Below are 20,554 nucleotides of genomic sequence, written 5' to 3' on the forward strand. Positions count from 1 at the left end.
CGCAGCCCGCGGCCCGCCCCGGCGAGAACCTGCTCCGGCGCCCGCCGCGGCGCGGGCCCCGGGGGCGGCACGGGCGGCAGTTCCTCGGTCGCGTCCTCCACGGCTCCGGTGGGCGGAGCGGCCGGCTCCGACGGCACCGCACCCTGGTGGCCGCCGGCGTCGCGCTGCGACTCCTGCGCCTCCTTGAACTCCCTGATGAGCTCCGCCAGGGCGTCGGTGCGTCTGGGCCGTACGACCCGGACCGACTCCAGGGGCGGCCTGCCGTACGGCTCTCCGCGTCCCGGGGGTGTCGACACTTGGCACTCCTTCCTCCGTGCGCACGGGCCCATCCCCATCCCGAGGAGTGATACGTGCCTGCCGCGCCGCCGGTTCAGGGCTCTCAGCCGGCGGAGGTCCGGCCGGTGGTGGCGAGAAAGCGGCGCAGGGAGGACTTCAGCGCGGCGACGAAGGCGTCCCTCCGGGTGTCGTCGAGGGCGTCCAGGGACAGGTAGGGGTTGAGGTCCTCCAGCTCGACCAGCAGCAGCTCCCCGCCGGGGGCCCGGCAGGCGTCGACGCGCTGGATGCCGTGACCGAGGTCGTTCCAGTCGATGAAGCGCCGGGCGAACTCCAGGTCCTCGCGGGTGGGTTCGTACGGTCGCAGCTCCCAGCGCCGGGCCGGGTCCGGGGCGTACAGGGCGTACTGGAAGTCGTGGTCGACGAAGTAGAACGAGACCTCGTAGGAGAAGTCGATGTGCGGCTGGATCAGGACGGTGCCGTCGGTGAGGCCGGGCAGCTCGTCGGCGGTGACGGTGCGCAGCCCTATGGAGTCGGCGCCCAGCTTGGGCTTGACCACGTACCGGCCGGCCGCGGGCAGGCGGTCGAGGTCCTCGGGGCGGTCGACGGTGGGGATGACAGGGTGTCCGGCGGTGGTCAGGTCGAGGAGGTACTGCTTGCCGGCCATGTCCGCCCGGCCGGTGAGCGGGTTGTAGACCGGCATCGCGCGGGCCAGGGCCCGGGCCCTGAAGTCGTCGTAGGCGTCCCGGTACTCCAGGACGGGCCCGCTGTTGCGGACGACGACGGCCTCGAAGGCGTCCATCAGCGCGGCCGCGTCCCTCGGGTGGCACAGGGCCAGGTCGAAGTCCTCGCGCAGACGGGAGGTCAGACGGATGTCCTCGTCGCAGTAGCGGCGCCCGCGCGCCGGGTACGCCAGGTCGGTGACGTAGAGGAGACGGGGGCGTGCGGAGGGCATGGGGGCTCCTGGGGCTGGTGAACGGCGGGCGGGGCGGAGGGGCGGTGAAGGTGCAGAAAGGTTACTTCGGCGGGTGGTCCGTTACTCCTGCCGCACGTGACGCCCACCATGGTCGGCACTGAGTGCCAGCCATGTCCCTTCCGGGCGCCGCGCACCCACCCCTCGGCTCCCCCTCCGCCACCGACGCGGAAACCAACCTCCTGGAACTGACGGCAATTCAGGACCATCGGACACCTTTACGAATGGCACTGAGTGCCATACTCTGAGGCCGCGCGCGGTGGCACGGACCACCCGCGCACATGCGTGCACGGGTGCGCCGCGCACGCGCGATTTCCGGCCGAGCGCAGGGAGTTGACCAACGTGTACCACCACTCAGGAAACGCCGTTCGTCCGGCGGTCGGCTCCGCGACCTGCCTCCTCGAGCCCGGGTCCCGCGATGCGGAGGCCCTGTACTTCCAGCGCTGCACCTGGTGCGGCACCGCCGTGTACCACCGGCTGCTGTGCCCGGTCTGCCGGGGCAGCGAACTGCGCACCGAGCGCAGCGCGGGCGTCGGCACGGTCCGCCACTCCACGGTGGTGCACCGCAACACCCCCGCCGCGCGGAACGTGTCGCTGATCGAGATGAGCGAGGGCTTCGTCGTGCGCGGCCGGGTCATGGGCCCGCCCATCGGCATCCACGGCGGCGACCGGGTCCGGCTGTCCACGGCGAAGGACCCGGTGCGCGGCGAGCCCGTCTTCCAGCTGATCGACGAGCCGTACCGCGCCTGGACCTGACGAACCGTCAACCACGGCTGACGCCCGAGGGCTCCCCCCGCCGGCTCCGCTCCGGTACGGCGCCGGAGGCGACGGCCGGTCCCTCGTGCCCCGAGGTCCCCCGGGCGACCGCGGCCAGCGTCAGCACCGCGCACACGGCGTAGACGCAGCCGGGCCAGGCGAGCGACGCCGGATAGGCACCGGGGTGCACCTGGTGGTCCTCGGCACGGATCAGGGACGGCACCACCCGGGTGACCGTCACGAGCGCCCACACGGCGAGCGTGACCCTGCTGAGCAGGCACTGTCCGAGGGGGCCGTGGGCCAGCCAGATCATGGCGGGCAGGCACCAGATCCAGTGGTGGCTCCAGGAGACGGGGGACACCAGCAGCCCGTACAGCTCCACGGCCACGAGGGCGCCGAGCAGGTCGTGCCGCCGTACCGCCGCGCGCACGGCCCAGGCCGCCGCCACCGTCACCAGGGCGAGCGCCACCCCGTAGGCCAGCAGGGCGGCGGTGTCCTGGCCGAGCAGTCTGCTGAGCGCCCCGCGCAGGGACTGGTTGCGCACCGACCAGACCGGGCCGACGCGCCGGGTGTCCGTGACGAGCACCGACCAGTAGCGTGCCGACTCGCGCGGGGCGACACACCAGGCCAGGGCCGCCGCCGCGGCGGCGGTCGCGACGGCCCACGCCGCCGCCCGCCACTGCCGGGTCGCCAGCAGGTACAGTCCGCCGACGGCCGGAGTCAGCTTCACCGACGCCGCCAGTCCCACGCCCGCGCCCCGGCCCACCGCCGCGCGCGGCACGGCCAGGCCCCAAAGGACGACGGCGCCCAGCAGCAGGTTGACCTGCCCCTGGTCGAGGGTGTGCCGCACGGGCTCCAGCCACAGCCCGGCGGCGGCCCAGAGCAGGGCGCGCTCCCGTACCCGGACGGCACCGGGGCCCGGACCCAGCAGCCGCACCACGCTCACGGCGACGACGAGCAGCGCCGCCACGGAGAGCGTCTGCCAGAGCGCGACCAGCACCGCCCACGGAAGGCGGGACAGCGGCAGGAACAGCAGTGCGGCGAAGGGCGGGTAGGTGAACGGCAGCCGGGGAATGGGCGGGGTGGTCCGCAGCGCGTAGTCGTACAGGCCCCCGGACAGCACGTGCGGTGCGGCCTCGCGGTAGACGCTCAGGTCCAGCGGGTGCGTCGGGTGGGTGGCGACGGCGAGGACGTGCACGGCCACCGAGACGGCCAGACACCAGCCGGCATGGCCGGTGAGCCACTGTCCGGCTCTCCGGCCCGTGGCCCAGATCCCCTTCACCGCACCAGCCCCGTCGTGTCGGCAGCGCCCGCAGACTAGCCCGGCGAACGCCCCGGCCGGCCGATGCCACACCGGTCACCCGCTGTACGGGCGTTTTCCCCGCCGCACGGGTCAGAGAGTCACCCGGATTCCGACGGTGCCGTCCACCCCGCGGCGCAGCCGGCTGCCCAGCAGGGTGAGGCGGCCGAGCACGCCGTACTTGCGGGCGATGAGAGCGCGGTAGCGGGCGGTGGTGGCCGGGTCGCAGATCTCCGCCGTCGCCGCCACCTGCTCGCCGGTCGGCTTGCCGCGCAGGTCGCAGGGGCCGACGAGGACGTCGGCGCGGTTGCGGATCCGCTTGACCTTCCAGGAGTCGGCGGCCGTCCACACACCGAGCGCGTCGCCGTCGCGCACCAACCACACCGGGGTGGCGACCGGCGTGCCGCTCCTGCGGTAGCTGGTGACCAGCAGATACTTCCCGGCCCCGAGCCGCTCCACCAGGGTGTCGTCCATGCGCGGCAGTCTATGCGCGGGTGCTCCGCCCCGCCGGGCCGCTGTACGGGCACGCCCGAAGAAGATCGTCCGCGTGCTGAACAGGGCCACGCCGCGCCACGTATGGAGGAAGGGCGCTCAACGACCGGAGGGCCCCGCGGTGTTGAGACCGTGTGTCCGGGGTTCAGGAGCCACGCATGAGGCACGTACGACGACGGGTCGTCCGGCGAGTGACACGGCTGACGGCCGTCGCGGGACTCCTCCTGGGAGGAGCGATGGTCACGCAGGCGGCGATGGCCGGTGAGACTCCCGGCGCCCCCGTCGCCGTACGCGGCACGGTGCAGCCGGCCGCTGGCGGCACGGGCGCCGACCTGGTGGCGCGGCTCGGGGCCTCGCGTACGGCGGGCAGCTGGATCGGCGCCGACGGGCGGCCGGTCGTCGCCGTGACCGACGAGGAGGCGGCGGCCGAGGTGCGGCGGGCGGGCGCCGAGGCGAAGGTCGTACGGCACAGCATGAACGAGCTGCAGGCGGCCACCGCGAGCCTGCGCGCCGCGCCGCGTGTGCCGGGCACGGCCTGGGTGATGGACTACCGCACCAACCGGGTGACCGTCCAGGCCGACAGCACCGTCTCCGAAGCCGACTGGGCCCGGATGACCGAGGTCGCCGACGGCATCGGCGGCTTCGTGCACATGCAGCGCGCCAAGGGCGCCTTCACCACCCGCCTCAACGGGGCGCAGCCCATTCTGTCGACCGGCGGGCGGTGCTCGGCCGGCTTCAACGTGACCGACGGGCAGAGCGACTTCATCCTCACCGCCGGGCACTGCGGGCCCACCGGGTCCATCTGGTTCGCCGACGACCAGGGCAGCCGGCAGCTCGGCGAGACCGTCGAGGCGTCCTTCCCGGGCGGCGACTTCTCGCTGGTCCAGTACGCCTCCGGCAGCGCCGGCCGGGACGCCGACATCGTGGCGATCGGCGGCGGCAACGGCGTACGGATCACGGGGGCGGCCGATCCCGCCGTGGGGCAGCGGGTGTTCCGCAGCGGCAGCACGACCGGGCTGCGCGACGGTGAGGTGACCGGCCTGAACGCGACCGTGAACTACCCCGAGGGCACCGTCACCGGCCTGATCCAGACCACGGTGTGCGCCGAGTCGGGCGACAGCGGCGGCCCGCTGTTCTCCGAGGGCATCGCCCTGGGGGTGACCTCGGGCGGCAGCGGCGACTGCACGACGGGCGGTACGACGTTCTTCCAGCCGGTCACCAAGGCGCTGACCGCGCTCGACGTGAAGCTGATCGTGGCGCCCCCGCAGCAGGGCGCCGGGAGTCCTTCCGGCACCCCCTCCGCCTCGGCCACCCACAGCGCCATCGCCCCCGGCGCCGCCTCTCCCGGCTCCTCCGCCCCGGTCACCGGCAGCACCGACGGCACCACCCTGCTCTCCCGCCTCTCCGACCCCAGGAACGTGGGCCCCGGGCTCCTGGTCGTCGCCGGCAGCCTGATCGCCCTGGTCGCCACCCGCTGGATCCGCGCGGAACAGGACCGCAAGGCCTACCAGCGGCACTACTCGGCGACCTGGGGCTGACCGGGGCCGGTCTCCCCGTGCGGCGGTCAGCCCAGCGTCAGCAGCACGGTGGCCACCGCCGCACCGAGCAGGCCGGCCACCTGCCGCCGGGTGACCCGTTCGTGCAGCACGACGAGTCCCATGGCCACGGGAAGGACCGGGTACAGCGAGGCCAGGACGACGGCGACCGCGAGCACCTGCAGGCGGGTCGCCAGCAGGTACAGGATCAGGGCGAGGGCAGCGCCCACGCCGATGAGGAGCGCCCGCGCCCCGCGGACCGGCGGTACGCGCGGGCGCCGTACACCGGCCGGCAGCAGGACGGCGACCGCGGCGAGGCGGCCCGCCGCCACGGGCCACAGCCCGCTCGACGGCCCGGCCTGCGCGAGCGCGAGGTACTGCACGGCGACACCCGCGCTCGCCAGCAGGCCGTCCGCCGCACCCCGGCCGCGGGGAGCACCCGGCCCCCCGCCGGAGACCAGCCAGAGCGCGGGCACCGCGGTGGCGATGCCCGTCCAGGCCAGGAGGGCGGGCCGGTCGCCGAGCACCAGGACCCCGCACACCACGGACAGGGCGACGGAGGTGACGGCGCTCACGGGCACCACCACGCTCATGGCGCCGCGGCTCAGCCCGCGGTTGAGCAGAAGCATGGCGGCGCCGCTGCCGACGCCGGACAGGCCGCCCCAGCACAGATCGGCCGGCGACAGGGAGTGGGCCGGGACGAGTAGGGCCGCCGCGACGGCGAGCAGCAGCCCGCCGAGCTGGCCGAGGAGGGTGACGGCGGCTAAGTGCACGCGGCGGGACAGCATGCCGCCGGTGAAGTCAACGAGGCCGTAGCAGAGGGCGGAGGACAGTGCGAGAAGGGCACCCATTCGTTCGTGGGTGCCCTGGGAGGATGGTCCGATGCCGCGGTGGGGGCCGTGGAGGAGAGGCGCTCAGGCGGCCCTGAGCGGGGGGTGGGCGGCTGTGGCCCACTCCTGCACGAGGCGCTGGTACTCCTCGCGCTGCTCGCCGGTCAGTGTCCCGCCCGACCGGAGCCACAGGGCCCGGATCTCCTCGTTGACCTCCGCGGCCGATCGCTCGGAAACGGGTTCAACAGTGGTGGACATGCCGTGAAGCATATGCCGTCCGAGGTGAAGGCGCTGTGAATAAGTACGAGCGATACGGGCATATCGGACCGTGTTGCTCATCACGCCAATTCGGCAGGAGCCCGTCGGTAGTTCGCGATTCAACCGCCACCGGACACCGGCATCGGCCCGCGCTCAGGTGCCCGGCTTGCGGCCGTACACGTACACGTCGTCGCCCTTCTTCAGCAGCGACCAGTACTTCTTGGCGTCCTTCGGCCTCATGTTGACGCAGCCGCGCGAGCCGGGCGGGTTCCACATGCTCAGGTCGGCCGAGTGGAAGGCCTGGCCGCCGTCGAAGAACTGGCTGTACGGCATGGGCACGTTGTAGAGGGTCGAGACGTGGTCGATGTTCCGCCAGTAGATCTTCTTCAGGCCGGTGCGGGTCTTGTACCCCTTGCGTCCGGTGCGCACCGGCACGGGCCCGTGGACCAACCGGCTGCCGTCCTGGATCCAGCTGAGCTGGAGCGTGAGGTTCACGCAGGCTATCCGGCCCTTGTTGACCGGGCACTTGCCGGCTTTGTTGGGCTTCTTGCCCACGGCCTTCTGCTTGTTCATGAGGTCCATCACACCCCAGGTGACGGGACCCGCGTAGCCGATGTTCGGTGTGATGCCGTGCTTGGTCTGGAAGGCCCGTATCGCCTTGCAGTCCGCGGCCGACTGCCGCCCGTCGACCGGCCGGCCGAGGAACTTCTCCACCTTCTTCTGGTACGGCCCGGCCTTCGTCGTACAACTCGCCGCCTGCGCCGGTGCGGCACCGACCGCGAGTGCGAGCGGAACCACCAGGCCCGTGACGCCCAGTGCGACCGCTCCCCTTCTGCCCGGATCCCTCATGACAACCCATCCCCCTCGATGCGTTCCTGCGCTTCTCGACACCTAGACCCTTGACGGGGGGCAGTGGTTGCAAAGCACCTCACGACGAGACGGAACGGTGACATTCGGACCGCCCGGCGGGTGGGTTCAGGTGCTCCGAAGGGCCTCGCGGAAGCCGGTGTTGACCGCGGTGAGGCCGCCGTCGACGGTCAGGGTGGTGCCGGTGATCCAGGCCGCGTCGCGGGAGGCGAGGAAGGCCACGGCGGCGGCGACGTCCTCCGGCTCGCCGACCCGGCCCAGGGGGTACAGGGCGCGGACCCGGTCGAGTTCGGCGTCCCTGCCCTCCCAGGCCGAGGTGCGCACCGTGCCCGGCATGACGAGGTTGACGCGGACGCCGCGGGCCGCGGCGTGTCCGGCGAGGGTGCGGGTGAGGGACGCCAGGCCCGCCTTGGCGGCGCTGTAGGCGTGGCTGCCGAAGTCCTGGGCGCCGTTGACCGAGCCGATGCTGACGACCGCGCCCCGGCCGCCCGCCGCCAGATGGGGCAGCGCGGCGCGGCAGCAGCGGTAGGCGCCGGTCAGGGTGACGTCGAGGTCGCGGGCCCACACCTCGTCCGGGCCGTCCTCGAACCGCGGGGGGTCGGGCGAGCAGTGGGCCGCGCTGTTGACCAGGACGTCGAGTGAGCCGAAGGCGCGGACGGCGTGCTCCACGGCCGCCTCCGCCGACTCGCGGTCCGCGACGTCCAGCGTGTGCGCCCGCGCCGTGAGGCCGCGCTCGCGCAACGCCGCCGCGGTGCGCTCCGCCGCTTCCCCGTCCACGTCGGTGACCAGCACCCCGGCCCCCTCCTCGGCCAGCCTCCGCGCGGTGGCCGCGCCGATGCCCCGCCCCGCTCCCGTGATGAGAGCCCCGTGCCCGTCGAACCGCCTGCTGTCCGTCATGCGCCGAACCTACTGCGGCGGACGATCACACGAACAGAGGGCGTGTGCGGTCACCGGTAGCCGGTCGTGTCCGCCGGTTTGCCCGCGTCCTGGACTTCGACGAGGTAGCGCCAGGCGTCGGGGCGGCTGCCGTCCAGGTCGGTGTGGCCGTAGACCCGGGCGAGGGCGCCGCTGGAGAGGGACTGTCCGTTCCAGCGGGCCACGTCCGGGTCGGCGGCCAGGGCGGCGACGGCGCGGCCCACGTAGCGGGGGCTCTCGGAGATGGCGAAGTGGGGGACCTGCTTCAGGGCGTCGCGCCAGGTGTCCTCGGTCACCCCGAAGTGGTCGAGCATCAGTTCCGAGCGCATCCAGCCGGGCGTCAGGGCAAGGGCGGTGGCGCCGCGCGGGCCGAGTTCGTGGGCGAGGGCGAAGGCCATGCGCAGGACGGACGCCTTGGCGAGGTCGTAGAAGAAGTTGACGCGGTAGGTGTCCCGGTTGTAGTCGGCGGTGCCGTCGGTCATCTCCACCGCCAGGCCGCCGGGGCGGCGCAGCAGCAGGGGCAGGGCGTGGTGGCTGGTGATCGCGTGGGTCTCCACCGCGAGGCGGAGCAGCCGCAACCCCTTGTCGAGGTCGTGCTCCCACACCGGGGTGTCCCACTCGAAGAGGTGCTCCGCGCCCCAGATGTCGTTGACGAGGACGTCGAGCCGGTCCTGTTCGCGGGCGATGCGGTCCACCAGGGCGCGTACCTGCTCCGGCTCCAGGTGGTCGGTGGGTACGGCGATGCCGTGGCCGCCGGCCTCGGTCACCAGGTCGGCGGTGTCCTCGATGGTCTCGGGGCGATCGCACTCCGAGCGGCGGGCGCGGGTGGTGCGTCCGGTGACGTACACGGTGGCGCCGGCCGCACCGAGTTCCACCGCGATTCCCCGCCCCGCTCCCCGCGTCGCTCCCGCGACCAGCGCGACCTTGCCTTGCAGTGGACCCGACATGTCCGGCCTCCCCGGCGTCTTCCGTCGATGCGATTGCCGTCATCGAGGATGCCGGGGAAGCCGGACATCTTCTGTCGTCTTTTGTCAGCGCTTCCTCACGCCGGGCACGCTTCAGTGCCCGCGGGCGATCCACTCCTGAAGGTGCGGGGCCTCGGCGCCGATGGTGGTGGAGTCGCCGTGGCCGGTGAGGACCTTCGTCTCGGGCGGCAGCGTCAGCAGGCGGTCGCGGATCGAGTCGATGATCGTCGGAAAGTGGGAGTACGAGCGCCCGGTGGCGCCCGGACCGCCCTGGAAGAGGGTGTCGCCGGTGAAGACGGCGCCGAGCCCGGGGTCGTACAGGCAGACCGCGCCCGGGGCGTGGCCGGGGGTGTGCAGGACCGTCAGGTCGGCGCCCGCGGCCTCGATCACCTGGCCGTCGACCAGATGCTCGTCGGGGTCGCGGTTCGGGTGGGTCATCTTCCACAGCGGCAGGTCGTCGCGGTGCAGCCAGATCGCCGCACCGGTGAGGTCGGCGAGGGCGGGGGCCGCGTTGACGTGGTCGTTGTGGGCGTGGGTGCACACAATCGCGGTCAGCCGGCGGTCGCCCACGGCCTCGGCGATGGCCTGAGCGTCGTGGGCGGCGTCGATGACGATCACCTCGTGGTCGTCGCCGACGATCCAGACGTTGTTGTCGACGTCCCAGGTGCCGCCGTCGAGGGTGAACTGACCGGAGGTGACGAGGTGTTCGATGCGGGCGGTCATCACAGCACCACCACCGAGCGCAGCACGTCGCCGCGGTGCATCCGGTCGAACGCCTTCTCCACCTCGTCCAGTTGGATGGTCTCGGTGACGAACTTGTCCAGTGGCAGGCGTCCTTGCAGATGCAGGTCGATGAGCATCGGGAAGTCCCGGGAGGGCAGGCAGTCGCCGTACCAGCTCGACTTCAGCGCCCCGCCGCGCCCGAAGACGTCCAGCAGCGGCAGTTCCAGCTTCATCTCCGGGGTCGGTACGCCCACCAGGACGACCGTGCCGGCCAGGTCGCGGGCGTAGAAGGCCTGCTTGTAGGTCTCCGGGCGGCCCACCGCCTCGATGACGACGTCGGCGCCGAAGCCGCCGGTCAGTTCGCGGATCGCCTCGACCGGGTCGGTCTCCTTGGAGTTGACCGTGTGCGTGGCGCCCATGGTGCGGGCGGTCTCCAGCTTGCGGTCGTCGACGTCGACGGCGATGACCTTCGCCGCGCCCGCCAGGTACGCCCCGGCGACCGCCGCGTCGCCGACGCCGCCGCAGCCGATGACGGCGACCGAGTCGCCGCGGCCGACGTTCCCGGTGTTGATCGCCGCGCCGATGCCGGCCATCACGCCGCAGCCCAGCAGGCCGGCCACCGCCGGGGAGACGGACGGGTCGACCTTGGTGCACTGGCCGGCCGCCACCAGGGTCTTCTCGGCGAAGGCGCCGATGCCGAGGGCCGGGGAGAGTTCCGTGCCGTCGGTGAGCGTCATCTTCTGCCGCGCGTTGTGGGTGTCGAAGCAGTACCAGGGCCGTCCGCGCTCACAGGCGCGGCACTTGCCGCACACGGCCCGCCAGTTCAGGATCACGAAGTCGCCGGGCGCGACATCGGTGACGCCCTCGCCGACCGACTCCACCACACCCGCGGCCTCGTGACCGAGCAGGAACGGGAACTCGTCGTTGATGCCGCCCTGCTTGTAGTGCAGGTCGGTGTGGCAGACGCCGCAGGCCTGGATCCGTACGACGGCCTCGCCCGGCCCCGGGTCCGGCACGACGATCGTCTCGACCCGCACGGGTTCGTTCTTCCCGGGCGCGATCACGCCGCGCACTTCCTGCGCCATGGTGCTGTTCCCTTCCGTCGAACAGTGTCCGTCCCCTCCGACCCTACGCGTGATTGATCGGTAAAGCACCGTCGGGCGCGGCGCCCGCGCTGCGTTTGCCCAGCCAGCGGCGGTGGAGGAGGCTCGAAGGGTGAGGTCCGTCGCGGCCCGCTCCTCCCGGGTCGCGGCTCTCGTAGGAGGTAGCCCATGGGTAGCCCGGCAGGCCCCGCCTTCGACGCCGGTACGCTGCGCCGCGGCATCGAAGCGGACACGGCGTCCGCGTTGCTGTCGCTGTACGCGGACGACGCGGAGATCCGCATCGTGGACCGCAACACCCAGCCCAGTCACCCCAAGGTCCTGCACGGGCGCGACGAGATCGGCTCGATGCTGGACGACATCTACAGCCGCGACATGACGCACAAGCTGGAGCAGTGCGTCGTACAGGGCGACCACGCCGCCTACATCGAGTCCTGCGAGTACTCGGACGGCGTGCGCGTACTCGCCGAGTCCATGGTCTCGCTGCGCGACGGCAAGATCGCCGATCAGATCATGCTCCAGGCATGGGACGAGTAGGGAGAAAGGCCGCGAGGTTCCAGGTCAGCTCCCGGGTGACCTGGTCCTTCTCCGCCCGTGCGGGCCTGGGCGGGTCCCGCTCGGCCGGGTTCCGGAAGTCACGGGCGGCGTCCCGGCTGGCGTCCGCCGCTCTCCTCCGGTCGGTCCTGCGGGCCGCGCGGCCCCGCCCGCACCGTGTCACGCCGGGTGTACGCCGACCGCGGCGGGCCCGTTCGGCCAGGCTGAGGCGGGGCCGTGACTGGCGCTGAGGTGGAGCACCACCGGGGAGCGGTCCACGCAGAGTCTTGAGCCGCGCGCCCGGGCGATCCGTCGAACGCCCAGGAGGGATCATGTCCCAGGCCCGTCTGATGGACGGCACCGTGCTCGCCCGCCGTGTCGTGGAGGAGACCGCCGAGCAGGCCGCCGCACTGACCGAGCGCACGGGTACGGTGCCCTGCCTCGCGACGGTGCTGGTCGGTGAGGACCCCGCCTCCGTCACCTATGTGCGGATGAAGCAGAACCGCTGCCGCAAGGCCGGTATCGACTCCCGCCGGGTCGCGTTGCCCGCCGGGACCACCACCGAGGAGCTGGTGGGCACGCTGAGGTCCCTGTCGGAGGACCCCGCCGTGCACGGCATCCTGCTCCAGCACCCGGTCGGCGACCACATCGACGAGCGGGCCGCGTTCGAGGCGATCGCGCCCGGGAAGGACGTCGACGGAGTCACCTTCGCCTCGTTCGCGACGATGAGCTTCGGGCTGCCGGGGTTCGTCTCCTGCACGCCCGGCGGCATCCTGCGGCTGCTCGACGAGTACGGCGTCGAACTCGGCGGCAGGCGTGCCGTCGTGGTCGGCCGCAGCGCGATCCTCGGCAAGCCGGTGGGCATGCTGCTGCTCGCGCGGGACGCGACGGTGACGTACTGCCACTCGCGCACCGCCGACCTGTCGTCCGTGGTCCGTGAGGCGGACGTCGTCGTCGCCGCCGTGGGCCGGCCGCGGCTGATCCGCGGCCGGGACGTCAAGCCGGGCGCCGTCGTGATCGACGCCGGCTACAACCCGGGCAACGTCGGCGACGTCGACTTCGACTCCGCCGTGGAGCGGGCCTCGCTGATCACTCCGGTGCCGGGCGGGGTCGGCCCGATGACGATCGCCACGCTGCTGGAGCAGACCGTGCGCGCCGCCGCCCGGCAGCTCGGGGTGTGATCAGCGCGTCCGGGCGCTGTGCCCCGTGAGATGCCCGGCCTTGACGCCGTACTCCGGCATGGCCTGTCCGTGCCGGGCACGAGGTCGCCCTGGTCACGCACGGGTGTTCCGAGCCGCTGGTCGCGGACTCGGGCGCGGGCGCGGGCCCGGGTTTCCCTCCGCTGCCGGTGGACGCTCGCGCCGAGTTCCTCGCCGGCGGCGGAGGGGGCGCCGTACGCCGTCCCGCTGAGGGGACTCACCACGGACGACCTCGCCGCGGCCCTCGTCCGGGCCGTCCGGGCCGTCCGGGATTCCGTCCACCGGGAGCGGGCCCGGGCCCCGGGCGCCCTGATCCGCGAGGAGGACGGGGATCGTACCGGTGCTGAACGCGGTCGGCCGGCTCGCCGGTCAGGAGCCGGCCTCCGTCCAGCCCGGTGGCCGCAGAATGGCCAGCAGCTGGCGGACCAGTTCGTCGACCACCTCGTCCAGGGTCGCCTCCACCCAGCCGGCGCTCCAGTCGTGCAGGAGACCGTTGACGCTGCCGATGAAGGCCGTCGCGGCGATTCGGTAGTCGCGCCTCGCCGCCTCACCGCGCTCGGCGGCGGCCCGGGCCTCGGCGCAGATGAGGTCGACCCAGCGGGACCGGCGCTGAAGGCGCTGCTCCTCCAGGCGCGGGCTGACGCCGATGATCTCGACGAAGGTGATGCGGATCCGGCGCGGGTCCGCGGTGACGTTGGCGGCGTAGGCGTGGAAGAGGGCGGTGACGCGTTCGGCGAGCGGCAGGTGCCCGGCCTCGGCGAGGGCGTCCAGGACGGCCTGTTCGGCCCCGTCGTTGACGTGGAGGTGGAGGGCGGCCAGGACGTCCTCGAGGGTGCGGAACTCCTCGTAGAACTGCCGGGTCGACAGTCCGGCGGCCTCGCTGAGCCCGGCGACGGTCGTCGCGCGGTAGCCGGGGGTGTCGCCGAACAGTCGCAGCGCCGCTTCCAGGAACCGGCGGCGTCGCTCGGCCTGTCGCTCGGCGGCGGACTTGCCGCCGTAGCGGCCGGTCGGCGCCCTCAGCCTGCCCGCCACGATCCCCTCCCTGGTGCGTCCGCTCCAATTTTGTCGTGTACGCGGTCTTGTGGAGCAGGCAACCCCCTCCTTACTTTTCAGTAAGTTGACTGTGAAAGCAGTGGTGTTCAGATTCCCGGCTCCCCCTCACAGAGAAGAGAGCAGTCATGCCTGCTGTCAGAACCAGGCACCTTTGCTCCGTGGCCGCCGCCCTCGCCCTGACCGTCGCAGCCCCCGCCACCACCGCCGCCACCGCGGCGCCGCAGGCTCCGGCCGGGCTGCGGGAGGTCATGTTCGTCGGCAACAACTGGGACGGCACCGCCGATGTCATCGAGTCCACCGGCGACTTCGCGAAAATCGGCCGTGTGAACGTCATCCCCGACAAGGACCGGCGGATGGCGGAGATCAACGCCGACCCCATCAAGTGGATCTACTTCCAGGCGATCCGCAACAGCGTCGGCGAGGGCCACGACCAGTTCACCGACGACATGTACTCCACCCCGGACGGAAAGTCGGTGGTGGTCTCCCGGCCCAGCTTCGCCGACGTCGTGTCGATAGACCTGGCCAGTGGGGGCATCAACTGGCGCTTCCCGGTGGCCGGTTACCGCGCCGACCACATGGCCGTCTCCCCCGACGGCACCCGGGTCGCGGTCTCCGCCTCCACCGCGAACACCGTGCACGTCCTGGACATCGGCACCGGAAAGCAGCTCGGCTCGTTCGCCACCGGCGACAAGCCGCACGAGAACGTCTTCACCAAGGACGGCAAGTACATCTGGAACATGTCCATCGGGGACGTCAACACCGCGCTGGACGACCCGTTCTGGGACTGGACCAAGGGCGACCGGCGCATCACCGTCGCGGACGCGACGACGTACAAGCGGGTCCGGACCATCGACATGCGCCCGCGTCTGGACGCGATCGGCCTGAAGGACTTCTCCGACGCGGTACGGCCCGCGGTCTTCTCCCCCGACGAGTCCACGCTGTACTTCCAGGTGTCGTTCTTCAACGGCTTCCTGGAGTACGACGTCGCCTCCGACACCCTCACCCGGGTCAAGACGCTGCCGAAGAACCCGGCGACCGGCGAGGACCGCACCACCTGGGTCAACGACTCGCGCCACCACGGCCTGTCGATGAACCCCGAGGGCACCAGACTGTGCGTGGCCGGCACCATGGACGACTACGCCACCGTCGTCGACCGCGCGAGCCTGCGGGAGGGCCCGCTGGTCACCGCCGCCAAGCCCTACTGGGCCACGGTCAGCGGCGACGGCAGGAGCTGTGTCGTCTCCGAGAGCGGTGCCGACCAGGTCACGGCCATCGACTTCGCCACCGGACGGAAGGTGACGTCGGTCCCGGTCGGCGACCATCCGCAGCGGGTCCGCCTGGGTCATGTACCGGCCGGCTGGACGGGACCGTCGGCGAGCTGACGGCCCGCCCCTCACCTCACCCGCCCACCCGGCGGGTGAGGGTCGTCCGCGGTACGGCGCTCAGCCCGGCCGGCACCGGCAGCAGGGCGCCGAGCGTGTCCACGGGCGCCTCGACGCGGAAGCGGTGCATCGGCTCGTGCACCCGGGTGCCCGCCCGGCGCAGCGCCTCGGTCGGCACGAGCGTGGGTGCGTGCGGTGCGGCAGAGCCGGACGGGCGGCGGCAGCGGATCAACGGTCGACGAAGCGTGCCGCAGCACTCGCCGCCTCCGGGACGTGGTCATAGAGTGACGTACACCACGCTGGTCGCTGATTTCCCTCACTCACGTCCATACGGTCTTGGAGGGCACATGACCCACATCTCGGTCACGGTGGACGGCACGGCCTACGAGGACGACGTGGAGCCCCGTCTTCTGCTGGTCCACTACCTGCGCGACCGCCTCGGCCTGACCGGCACCCCGATCGGCTGCGACACCTCGAACTGCGGGGCCTGCACGGTCGAGCTGGACGGCGCGAGCGTCAAGAGCTGCACGGTGCTGGCCGTCCAGGCGGACGGGTGCGAGGTGACCACCGTGCAGGGGCTGGCCCGGGACGGCGAATGGACGCCGCTGCAGCGCGCCTTCCACGAGCGGCACGCGCTGCAGTGCGGCTACTGCACCCCCGGAATGATCATGGCCGCGCGCGATCTGCTGCGCGAGAACCCCCGTCCCAGCTCCGACGAGGTGCGCAAGGCGCTCGAGGGCAACCTGTGCCGGTGCACCGGATACCAGAACATCGTCCGCGCGGTGCTCGCCGTCGCCGAGGAGACGAGCGCTTCCGAGCGGCAGAGCGCGCAGGGGCAGAGTGCGCAGGAGGTGACGGCATGACCGACCAGGCCGTCGAACCCGAGGTCGGCCGGGCCCGGCTCCGCAAGGAGGACGCACGGCTGATCACCGGCCAGAGCAACTGGACCGACAACATCAGCGTCACCGGGCTGCTGCACCTGGCCTTCCTGCGCAGCCCCATGGCGCACGCCCGCATCGAGCGCCTCGACGTCTCCCCCGCCCTGGAACGCCCCGGCGTCATCGCCGCGTTCACCGGCCGCGACCTCGCCGACGGGCTCGGCTCGCTGCCCTGCGCCTGGCCCGTCACCGAGGACATGGTCCTGCCGGACCACCCGCCGCTCGCCCTGGACGAGGTGCGCCACGCCGGTGACCCGGTGGCGGTCGTGGTGGCCCGCGACCGGTACGCCGCCGCCGACGCGCTGGAGGCGATCGAGGTCGACTACGAGCCGCTGCCCCCGGTCCTGGACCTGGAGGAGGCGCTCGCCGAGGGCGCCCCGCTGGTCCACGCCGACAAGGGCACCAACCGCGCCTACGTGTGGCCGCTGAGGACCGGCGAGGACTACGAGTCGGTCAGGCAGCGCGCCGACGTGGTGGTCAGGCGCCGCTACCTGCAGCAGCGGCTCATCCCCAACGCCATGGAGCCGCGCGCGGTCGCGGTTGCCCCGCTCGCCGCCTCCGGCGAGTACACGATGTACTCGACGACGCAGATCCCGCACATCCTGCGGATCATGCTGTCGGTGGTCACCGGCGTCCCCGAGCACAAGCTGCGGGTGATCGCCCCCGACGTGGGCGGCGGCTTCGGCTCCAAGCTCCAGGTGTACGGCGAGGAGGCCGTCGCGCTGGCGGTCGCGCGGAAGCTGGGACGGCCGGTGAAGTGGACCGAGTCCCGCTCCGAGGGCTATCTGGCCACCCACCACGGCCGCGGCATGATCCAGGACATCGAACTCGCCGCGACCCGCGAGGGAAGGCTGCTCGGCCTCAAGGTCGACCTGCTCGCCGACATGGGCGCCTATCTGATGCTGGTCACTCCGGGCATCCCGATCCTGGGCGCGTTCATGTACCCGGCGATCTACAAGATGGACGCCTACGAGTTCAACTGCACCGGTGTGTTCACCACCCGCACCCCGACCGACGCCTACCGCGGCGCCGGGCGCCCGGAGGCGACGTACGCCATCGAGCGGGCCATGGACGAGCTGGCCGCCGAGGTGGGCCTGGACCCGGTGGAGGTGCGGCGCCGCAACTGGATCCGGCACGAGGAGTTCCCGTACACCACGATCGCGGGCCTGACCTACGACAGCGGCAACTACGAGGCGGCGACCGACAAGGCCCTCGCCCTGTTCGGCTACGACGACCTGCGCGCCGAGCAGCGCGAGCGCGACGAGCGCGGGGACGCCGTACGGCTCGGCATCGGCGTGTCGACGTACACGGAGATGTGCGGGCTCGCCCCGAGCCGGGTGCTGCGGGACCTGAGGTACTCGGCCGGCGGCTGGGAGGCGGCGAGCATCCGGATGCTGCCCACCGGCAAGGTCGAGGTGGTCACCGGCACCAGCCCGCACGGGCAGGGGCACGTGACCTCCTGGAGCCAGATCGCCTCGGACGTGCTGGGCGTGCCGTTCGAGGACATCGAGGTGCTGCACGGCGACACCCAGGCGGCCCCGCAGGGCATGGACACCTACGGCTCGCGCTCGCTGGTCGTGGGCGGGTCGGCCGTGCACCGGGCCGCCGAGAAGGTGGTGGAGAAGGCGCGGAAGGTGGCGGCGCACCTGCTGGAGGCCAGCGAGGACGACCTGGAGTTCAAGGGCGGCGTGTTCTCGGTGAAGGGCTCGCCGGAGGCGCGCAGGACCATCCAGGAGGTCGCCTTCGAGACGTTCACCTCGCACGACGTGCCCGACGGCATGGAGCCCACCCTCAATGCCGAACACCTGAACGACCCGGAGAACTTCTCCTACCCGCACGGCACCCACCTGTGCGCGGTCGAGGTCGACACCGAGACCGGGCAGACCCGGATCCGGTCCTACGTCTGTGTGGACGACGTGGGCCGGGTGATCAACCCGATGATCGTCGAGGGGCAGGTGCACGGCGGCCTCGCCCAGGGCATCGCGCAGGCCCTGTACGAGGAGGCGGTGTACGACGCGGAGGGCAACCTGGTCTCCGGCACGATGGCCGACTACCTGGTGCCGTCGGCGGCGGACCTGCCCGAGTTCGTCACCGACCGGACCGAGACGCCCGCCGCCTCCAACCCGCTCGGCGTCAAGGGCGTCGGCGAGGCGGGCACGATCGCCTCGACGCCGGCCGTCGTCAACGCGGTCGTGGACGCGCTGCGGCCGCTGGGCGTGCACGACGTGCGGATGCCGTGCACACCGGAACGGGTGTGGGAGGCCGTCCGGTCGGCACAGGCAGGGCAGAAGAAGGAGGCCTCGGCATGATTCCCCCCGCATTCGACTACGCCCGGCCCACCAGCGTGGACGAGGCGGTGCGCACGCTCGCCGACGCGGGCGAGGAGGCGAAGGTGCTGGCGGGCGGGCAGAGCCTGCTGCCGCTGCTCCGGCTGCGCCTGGCCTTTCCGGAACTGGTCGTCGACGTCGGGCGGATCCCCGAGCTGCGCGGGGTCCGCGAGGACGGCGACATGCTCGCCATCGGGGCCCTGACCACGCACCACGACGTGGTCCACGACCCGCTGGTGCGGCGGCACGCGGGCCTGCTCGCCCAGGCCACGGAGACGGTCGCCGATCCGGCCGTACGGCACCGGGGCACCCTCGGCGGCTCGCTCGCGCACGCCGACCCGGCCGGGGACCTGCCGGCGGTGGTGCTGGCGCTGGACGCCGAGCTGGTGGCCGTGGGTCCGGGCGGGCGGCGTACGATCCCGGCGCGCGACTTCTTCGCGGACTACCTGCAGACCGCGCTGGCGCCCGACGAGCTCCTGGTGGAGGTGCGGGTGCCGAAGCGGGAGGGCTGGGGCTTCCGCTACGAGAAGTTCCACCGAGTGGCCCAGTCCTGGGCGATGGTCGGCGTGGCCGCGCTGGTGCGGCGCGACGACGGGCACCTCGCCGAGGCGCGGATCGGGTTGACCAACATGGGCGCCACCCCGCTGCGGGCCTCCGCCTCGGAGGAGGCACTGGCCGGTGCCGGGGACGCCGAGGCGGTGGCGCGGGCGGCGCAGGAGGCGGCGGAGGGCACACGGCCGTCGCGGGACGCTTCGGCCTCGCCCGAGTACCGGGCGCACCTGGCGCGGGTGCTCACCAAGCGGGCGGTCCTGGCCGCCGCCGGGATGGGGTGAGCGCCGATCAGCCCCATCGACAGCCCCGAGCAGGTGCGGGCCCGCCTGGAGGAGACCGGCTACCTCGTCGACGACGGGCTGGCCGTCGCCTGCTTCCTGGCGCTCAGGCTGCACCGGCCGGTCTTCTGCGAGGGCGACGCGGGCGTCGGCAAGACGGCGCTCGCCGCCGCCCTCGCCGAGGCGCTCGACGCCCCGCTGATCCGGTTGCAGTGCCACGAGGGCATCGACGCCTCCCAGGCGCTGTACGACTGGGACTTCCCGCGCCAGCTGCTGCATCTGCGGGCCGCCGAGGCGGCCGGGGTCAGGGACGCCGACCGGCTGGAGCGCGAGCTGTACGACCGGCGGTTCCTGGTCGCCCGGCCGCTGCTGCGGGCGCTGCAGACCCAGCCGTCGGTGCTGCTGGTGGACGAGATCGACCGGGCCGACGACGAGTTCGAGGCGTTCCTGCTGGAGGTGCTGTCGGAGTTCCAGGTGACGATCCCCGAACTGGGCACGCTGCGGGCCGAGGTGCCGCCGGTGGTCGTCCTGACGTCGAACCGGACCCGCGAGGTGCACGACGCGTTGAAACGGCGGTGTCTGTACCACTGGTTCGACCACCCCGGCTTCGCCCGTGAACTCGCCATCGTCCGCCGCCGGTTGCCCGAGGTGTCGGCCCGGCTGGCCGAGCAGGTCACGGCGCTGGTGCAGGCCCTGCGCGCCGAGGACCTGCTCAAGCCCCCGGGCGTCGCCGAAACCCTGGACTGGGCCCGTGCCCTGGACGCCCTCGGCGCCACCGAGGTCGACGCGGAACTGGCGGTGGCCACGCTCGGCTCGGTCCTGAAGTACCGCGAGGACACGGACCGCGCCCGCGGCCTGGACTTCGCGGCGGTCCTCGCACGGCGGGGAGCGTGATCGGCGTGGTGGAAGAACAAGCGGAACGAGAAGAGCGGCAAGAGCGGCGCAGAGGGACTGAAGCGGGCGGTGGCCGTTGCGAGAGCCCGGCCCCCGAGCCGGACGGGCCGCCCGGCGCCGACGCCGTGCTGCTCGGGTTCGCGCGGGCGTTGCGGGCGGCCGGGGTCGCGGTGAGCGCCGAGCGGGTGCATGCCTTCCTGCGGGCGGTGGGTGTGCTGCGGGCCGGGATGCGGGCGGATGTGTACTGGGCCGGCCGGCTGACGCTGTGCGGGGACCGGGACGACCTGGAGCGGTACGAGCGGGTGTTCGCCGCCTACTTCGGTGCGGACGAGACCCCCGCCCGGGCGGCGCGGGCCGCCACTCCGCCGCCGCGGCTGCGGCTGGTCGTGCGGGACGCGCCCGCCGGGCCG

Annotated in this window: 21 protein-coding genes, 2 pseudogenes and 1 riboswitch; of the genes and pseudogenes, 10 read left to right on the top strand and 13 right to left on the bottom strand. The window is 72.7% G+C overall.

The genetic code is table 11. The annotated features are described in order from the left end of the window. Positions 1-296: pseudogene (locus tag DEP02_RS35190) on the bottom strand (hypothetical protein); the annotation flags it as partial. Positions 297-379: 83 nt separating this feature from the next. Beyond that, positions 380-1,228 carry an ATP-grasp domain-containing protein gene (locus DEP02_RS32095; protein ID WP_112471189.1) on the bottom strand — a complete coding sequence of 283 codons (849 nt, stop codon included), beginning with the start codon at positions 1,226-1,228 and terminating at the stop codon, positions 380-382. A gap of 360 nt (positions 1,229-1,588) precedes the next feature. On the opposite strand from DEP02_RS32095, the gene DEP02_RS32100 reads away from it, so the two are divergent. After that, positions 1,589-2,002: a Zn-ribbon domain-containing OB-fold protein gene (locus DEP02_RS32100; protein WP_112471210.1), complete on the top strand. Its 414-nt coding sequence runs from the start codon at positions 1,589-1,591 to the stop codon at positions 2,000-2,002. Between the two features lie 7 nt (positions 2,003-2,009). Here DEP02_RS32100 and DEP02_RS32105 read toward each other — a convergent pair whose 3' ends face one another. Together DEP02_RS32105 and DEP02_RS32110 are read right to left on the bottom strand one after the other, a co-directional pair. Next, complete coding sequence (locus tag DEP02_RS32105; protein WP_112471190.1) at positions 2,010-3,284, bottom strand: glycosyltransferase 87 family protein; 1,275 nt, start codon at positions 3,282-3,284, stop codon at positions 2,010-2,012. A gap of 111 nt (positions 3,285-3,395) precedes the next feature. Further along, complete coding sequence (locus tag DEP02_RS32110) at positions 3,396-3,776, bottom strand: PPOX class F420-dependent oxidoreductase (protein WP_112471191.1); 381 nt, start codon at positions 3,774-3,776, stop codon at positions 3,396-3,398. Positions 3,777-3,952: 176 nt separating this feature from the next. On the opposite strand from DEP02_RS32110, the gene DEP02_RS32115 reads away from it, so the two are divergent. Then, positions 3,953-5,332 carry a S1 family peptidase gene (locus tag DEP02_RS32115; RefSeq protein ID WP_112471192.1) on the top strand — a complete coding sequence of 460 codons (1,380 nt, stop codon included), beginning with the start codon at positions 3,953-3,955 and terminating at the stop codon, positions 5,330-5,332. Between the two features lie 26 nt (positions 5,333-5,358). Here the strand turns inward: DEP02_RS32115 and DEP02_RS32120 are convergent, their stop codons facing one another. From DEP02_RS32120 to DEP02_RS32150, 7 genes are all read right to left on the bottom strand, one after another. Continuing rightward, positions 5,359-6,180, bottom strand: a complete 822-nt coding sequence (locus DEP02_RS32120; RefSeq protein WP_112471193.1) for an EamA family transporter — start codon at positions 6,178-6,180, stop codon at positions 5,359-5,361. A gap of 63 nt (positions 6,181-6,243) precedes the next feature. Then, positions 6,244-6,429 (bottom strand): hypothetical protein, encoded by a 186-nt coding sequence (locus DEP02_RS32125; RefSeq protein ID WP_112471194.1) that lies wholly within the window; start codon positions 6,427-6,429, stop codon positions 6,244-6,246. A gap of 141 nt (positions 6,430-6,570) precedes the next feature. Continuing rightward, positions 6,571-7,266, bottom strand: a complete 696-nt coding sequence (locus DEP02_RS32130; RefSeq protein WP_112471195.1) for a L,D-transpeptidase family protein — start codon at positions 7,264-7,266, stop codon at positions 6,571-6,573. A 126-nt stretch (positions 7,267-7,392) separates the two neighbouring features. Further along, on the bottom strand, positions 7,393-8,181 hold the full coding sequence (locus DEP02_RS32135) for an SDR family NAD(P)-dependent oxidoreductase (protein ID WP_112471196.1): 789 nt from the start codon (positions 8,179-8,181) through the stop codon (positions 7,393-7,395). A 50-nt stretch (positions 8,182-8,231) separates the two neighbouring features. Beyond that, positions 8,232-9,146, bottom strand: a complete 915-nt coding sequence (locus DEP02_RS32140) for an SDR family oxidoreductase (RefSeq protein WP_112471197.1) — start codon at positions 9,144-9,146, stop codon at positions 8,232-8,234. A gap of 111 nt (positions 9,147-9,257) precedes the next feature. Continuing rightward, positions 9,258-9,887, bottom strand: coding sequence for an MBL fold metallo-hydrolase (locus DEP02_RS32145; protein WP_112471198.1), 630 nt, complete (start codon positions 9,885-9,887; stop codon positions 9,258-9,260). Further along, entirely contained in the window at positions 9,887-10,972 is a 1,086-nt protein-coding gene (locus DEP02_RS32150) for an S-(hydroxymethyl)mycothiol dehydrogenase (RefSeq protein ID WP_112471199.1), read from the bottom strand. The genes DEP02_RS32145 and DEP02_RS32150 overlap by 1 nt, the downstream gene beginning before the upstream one ends. A 186-nt stretch (positions 10,973-11,158) precedes the next feature. Between DEP02_RS32150 and DEP02_RS32155 the strand changes: the two genes are divergently transcribed. Together DEP02_RS32155 and DEP02_RS32160 are read left to right on the top strand one after the other, a co-directional pair. After that, the gene (locus tag DEP02_RS32155; protein WP_112471200.1) at positions 11,159-11,524 is read left to right on the top strand and encodes a nuclear transport factor 2 family protein; all 366 of its coding nucleotides are present in this window, start codon (positions 11,159-11,161) and stop codon (positions 11,522-11,524) included. A gap of 224 nt (positions 11,525-11,748) precedes the next feature. Next, positions 11,749-11,834, top strand: a riboswitch (ZMP/ZTP riboswitch). A 19-nt stretch (positions 11,835-11,853) separates the two neighbouring features. Next, positions 11,854-12,702: a bifunctional 5,10-methylenetetrahydrofolate dehydrogenase/5,10-methenyltetrahydrofolate cyclohydrolase gene (locus DEP02_RS32160; RefSeq protein WP_112471201.1), complete on the top strand. Its 849-nt coding sequence runs from the start codon at positions 11,854-11,856 to the stop codon at positions 12,700-12,702. Positions 12,703-13,089: 387 nt separating this feature from the next. Here the strand turns inward: DEP02_RS32160 and DEP02_RS32170 are convergent, their stop codons facing one another. Then, the gene (locus tag DEP02_RS32170; RefSeq protein WP_112471203.1) at positions 13,090-13,752 is read right to left on the bottom strand and encodes a TetR/AcrR family transcriptional regulator; all 663 of its coding nucleotides are present in this window, start codon (positions 13,750-13,752) and stop codon (positions 13,090-13,092) included. A 146-nt stretch (positions 13,753-13,898) separates the two neighbouring features. On the opposite strand from DEP02_RS32170, the gene DEP02_RS32175 reads away from it, so the two are divergent. Further along, positions 13,899-15,155: a YncE family protein gene (locus DEP02_RS32175; RefSeq protein WP_112471204.1), complete on the top strand. Its 1,257-nt coding sequence runs from the start codon at positions 13,899-13,901 to the stop codon at positions 15,153-15,155. Between the two features lie 16 nt (positions 15,156-15,171). Here the strand turns inward: DEP02_RS32175 and DEP02_RS32180 are convergent, their stop codons facing one another. Further along, positions 15,172-15,333: a hypothetical protein gene (locus DEP02_RS32180; protein WP_198668695.1), complete on the bottom strand. Its 162-nt coding sequence runs from the start codon at positions 15,331-15,333 to the stop codon at positions 15,172-15,174. 169 nt (positions 15,334-15,502) lie between these two features. Between DEP02_RS32180 and DEP02_RS32185 the strand changes: the two genes are divergently transcribed. The 5 genes and pseudogenes from DEP02_RS32185 to DEP02_RS32205 form a co-directional block, all read left to right on the top strand. Beyond that, the gene (locus tag DEP02_RS32185; protein WP_112471206.1) at positions 15,503-16,018 is read left to right on the top strand and encodes a (2Fe-2S)-binding protein; all 516 of its coding nucleotides are present in this window, start codon (positions 15,503-15,505) and stop codon (positions 16,016-16,018) included. Next, a complete protein-coding gene (locus DEP02_RS32190; protein ID WP_112471207.1) occupies positions 16,015-18,402 on the top strand; it encodes a xanthine dehydrogenase family protein molybdopterin-binding subunit in 2,388 nt (795 codons plus the stop codon). The genes DEP02_RS32185 and DEP02_RS32190 overlap by 4 nt, the downstream gene beginning before the upstream one ends. Further along, on the top strand, positions 18,399-19,253 hold the full coding sequence (locus DEP02_RS32195; protein ID WP_112471208.1) for an FAD binding domain-containing protein: 855 nt from the start codon (positions 18,399-18,401) through the stop codon (positions 19,251-19,253). The genes DEP02_RS32190 and DEP02_RS32195 overlap by 4 nt, the downstream gene beginning before the upstream one ends. A 6-nt stretch (positions 19,254-19,259) precedes the next feature. Then, positions 19,260-20,144, top strand: coding sequence for an AAA family ATPase (locus tag DEP02_RS32200; protein ID WP_112471209.1), 885 nt, complete (start codon positions 19,260-19,262; stop codon positions 20,142-20,144). Between the two features lie 5 nt (positions 20,145-20,149). Further along, positions 20,150-20,554, top strand: a pseudogene (locus tag DEP02_RS32205) (hypothetical protein); the annotation flags it as partial.

Origin of the sequence: Streptomyces triticisoli (genome assembly GCF_003270085.1) — a bacterium.
GTDB lineage: Bacteria > Actinomycetota > Actinomycetes > Streptomycetales > Streptomycetaceae > Streptomyces > Streptomyces triticisoli.

Bases quoted from the DNA above. Each gene is read 5' to 3' on its own strand.
- DEP02_RS32140 (WP_112471197.1), bottom strand. From the start codon at position 9,146: ATGTCGGGTCCACTGCAAGGCAAGGTCGCGCTGGTCGCGGGAGCGACG.
- DEP02_RS32160 (WP_112471201.1), top strand. From the start codon at position 11,854: ATGTCCCAGGCCCGTCTGATGGACGGCACCGTGCTCGCCCGCCGTGTC.
- DEP02_RS32145 (WP_112471198.1), bottom strand. From the start codon at position 9,887: ATGACCGCCCGCATCGAACACCTCGTCACCTCCGGTCAGTTCACCCTC.
- DEP02_RS32135 (WP_112471196.1), bottom strand. From the start codon at position 8,181: ATGACGGACAGCAGGCGGTTCGACGGGCACGGGGCTCTCATCACGGGA.
- DEP02_RS32155 (WP_112471200.1), top strand. From the start codon at position 11,159: ATGGGTAGCCCGGCAGGCCCCGCCTTCGACGCCGGTACGCTGCGCCGC.
- DEP02_RS32125 (WP_112471194.1), bottom strand. From the start codon at position 6,429: ATGCTTCACGGCATGTCCACCACTGTTGAACCCGTTTCCGAGCGATCG.
- DEP02_RS32150 (WP_112471199.1), bottom strand. From the start codon at position 10,972: ATGGCGCAGGAAGTGCGCGGCGTGATCGCGCCCGGGAAGAACGAACCC.
- DEP02_RS32130 (WP_112471195.1), bottom strand. From the start codon at position 7,266: ATGAGGGATCCGGGCAGAAGGGGAGCGGTCGCACTGGGCGTCACGGGC.
- DEP02_RS32120 (WP_112471193.1), bottom strand. From the start codon at position 6,180: ATGGGTGCCCTTCTCGCACTGTCCTCCGCCCTCTGCTACGGCCTCGTT.
- DEP02_RS32190 (WP_112471207.1), top strand. From the start codon at position 16,015: ATGACCGACCAGGCCGTCGAACCCGAGGTCGGCCGGGCCCGGCTCCGC.
- DEP02_RS32175 (WP_112471204.1), top strand. From the start codon at position 13,899: ATGCCTGCTGTCAGAACCAGGCACCTTTGCTCCGTGGCCGCCGCCCTC.
- DEP02_RS32095 (WP_112471189.1), bottom strand. From the start codon at position 1,228: ATGCCCTCCGCACGCCCCCGTCTCCTCTACGTCACCGACCTGGCGTAC.
- DEP02_RS32185 (WP_112471206.1), top strand. From the start codon at position 15,503: ATGACCCACATCTCGGTCACGGTGGACGGCACGGCCTACGAGGACGAC.
- DEP02_RS32115 (WP_112471192.1), top strand. From the start codon at position 3,953: ATGAGGCACGTACGACGACGGGTCGTCCGGCGAGTGACACGGCTGACG.
- DEP02_RS32195 (WP_112471208.1), top strand. From the start codon at position 18,399: ATGATTCCCCCCGCATTCGACTACGCCCGGCCCACCAGCGTGGACGAG.
- DEP02_RS32110 (WP_112471191.1), bottom strand. From the start codon at position 3,776: ATGGACGACACCCTGGTGGAGCGGCTCGGGGCCGGGAAGTATCTGCTG.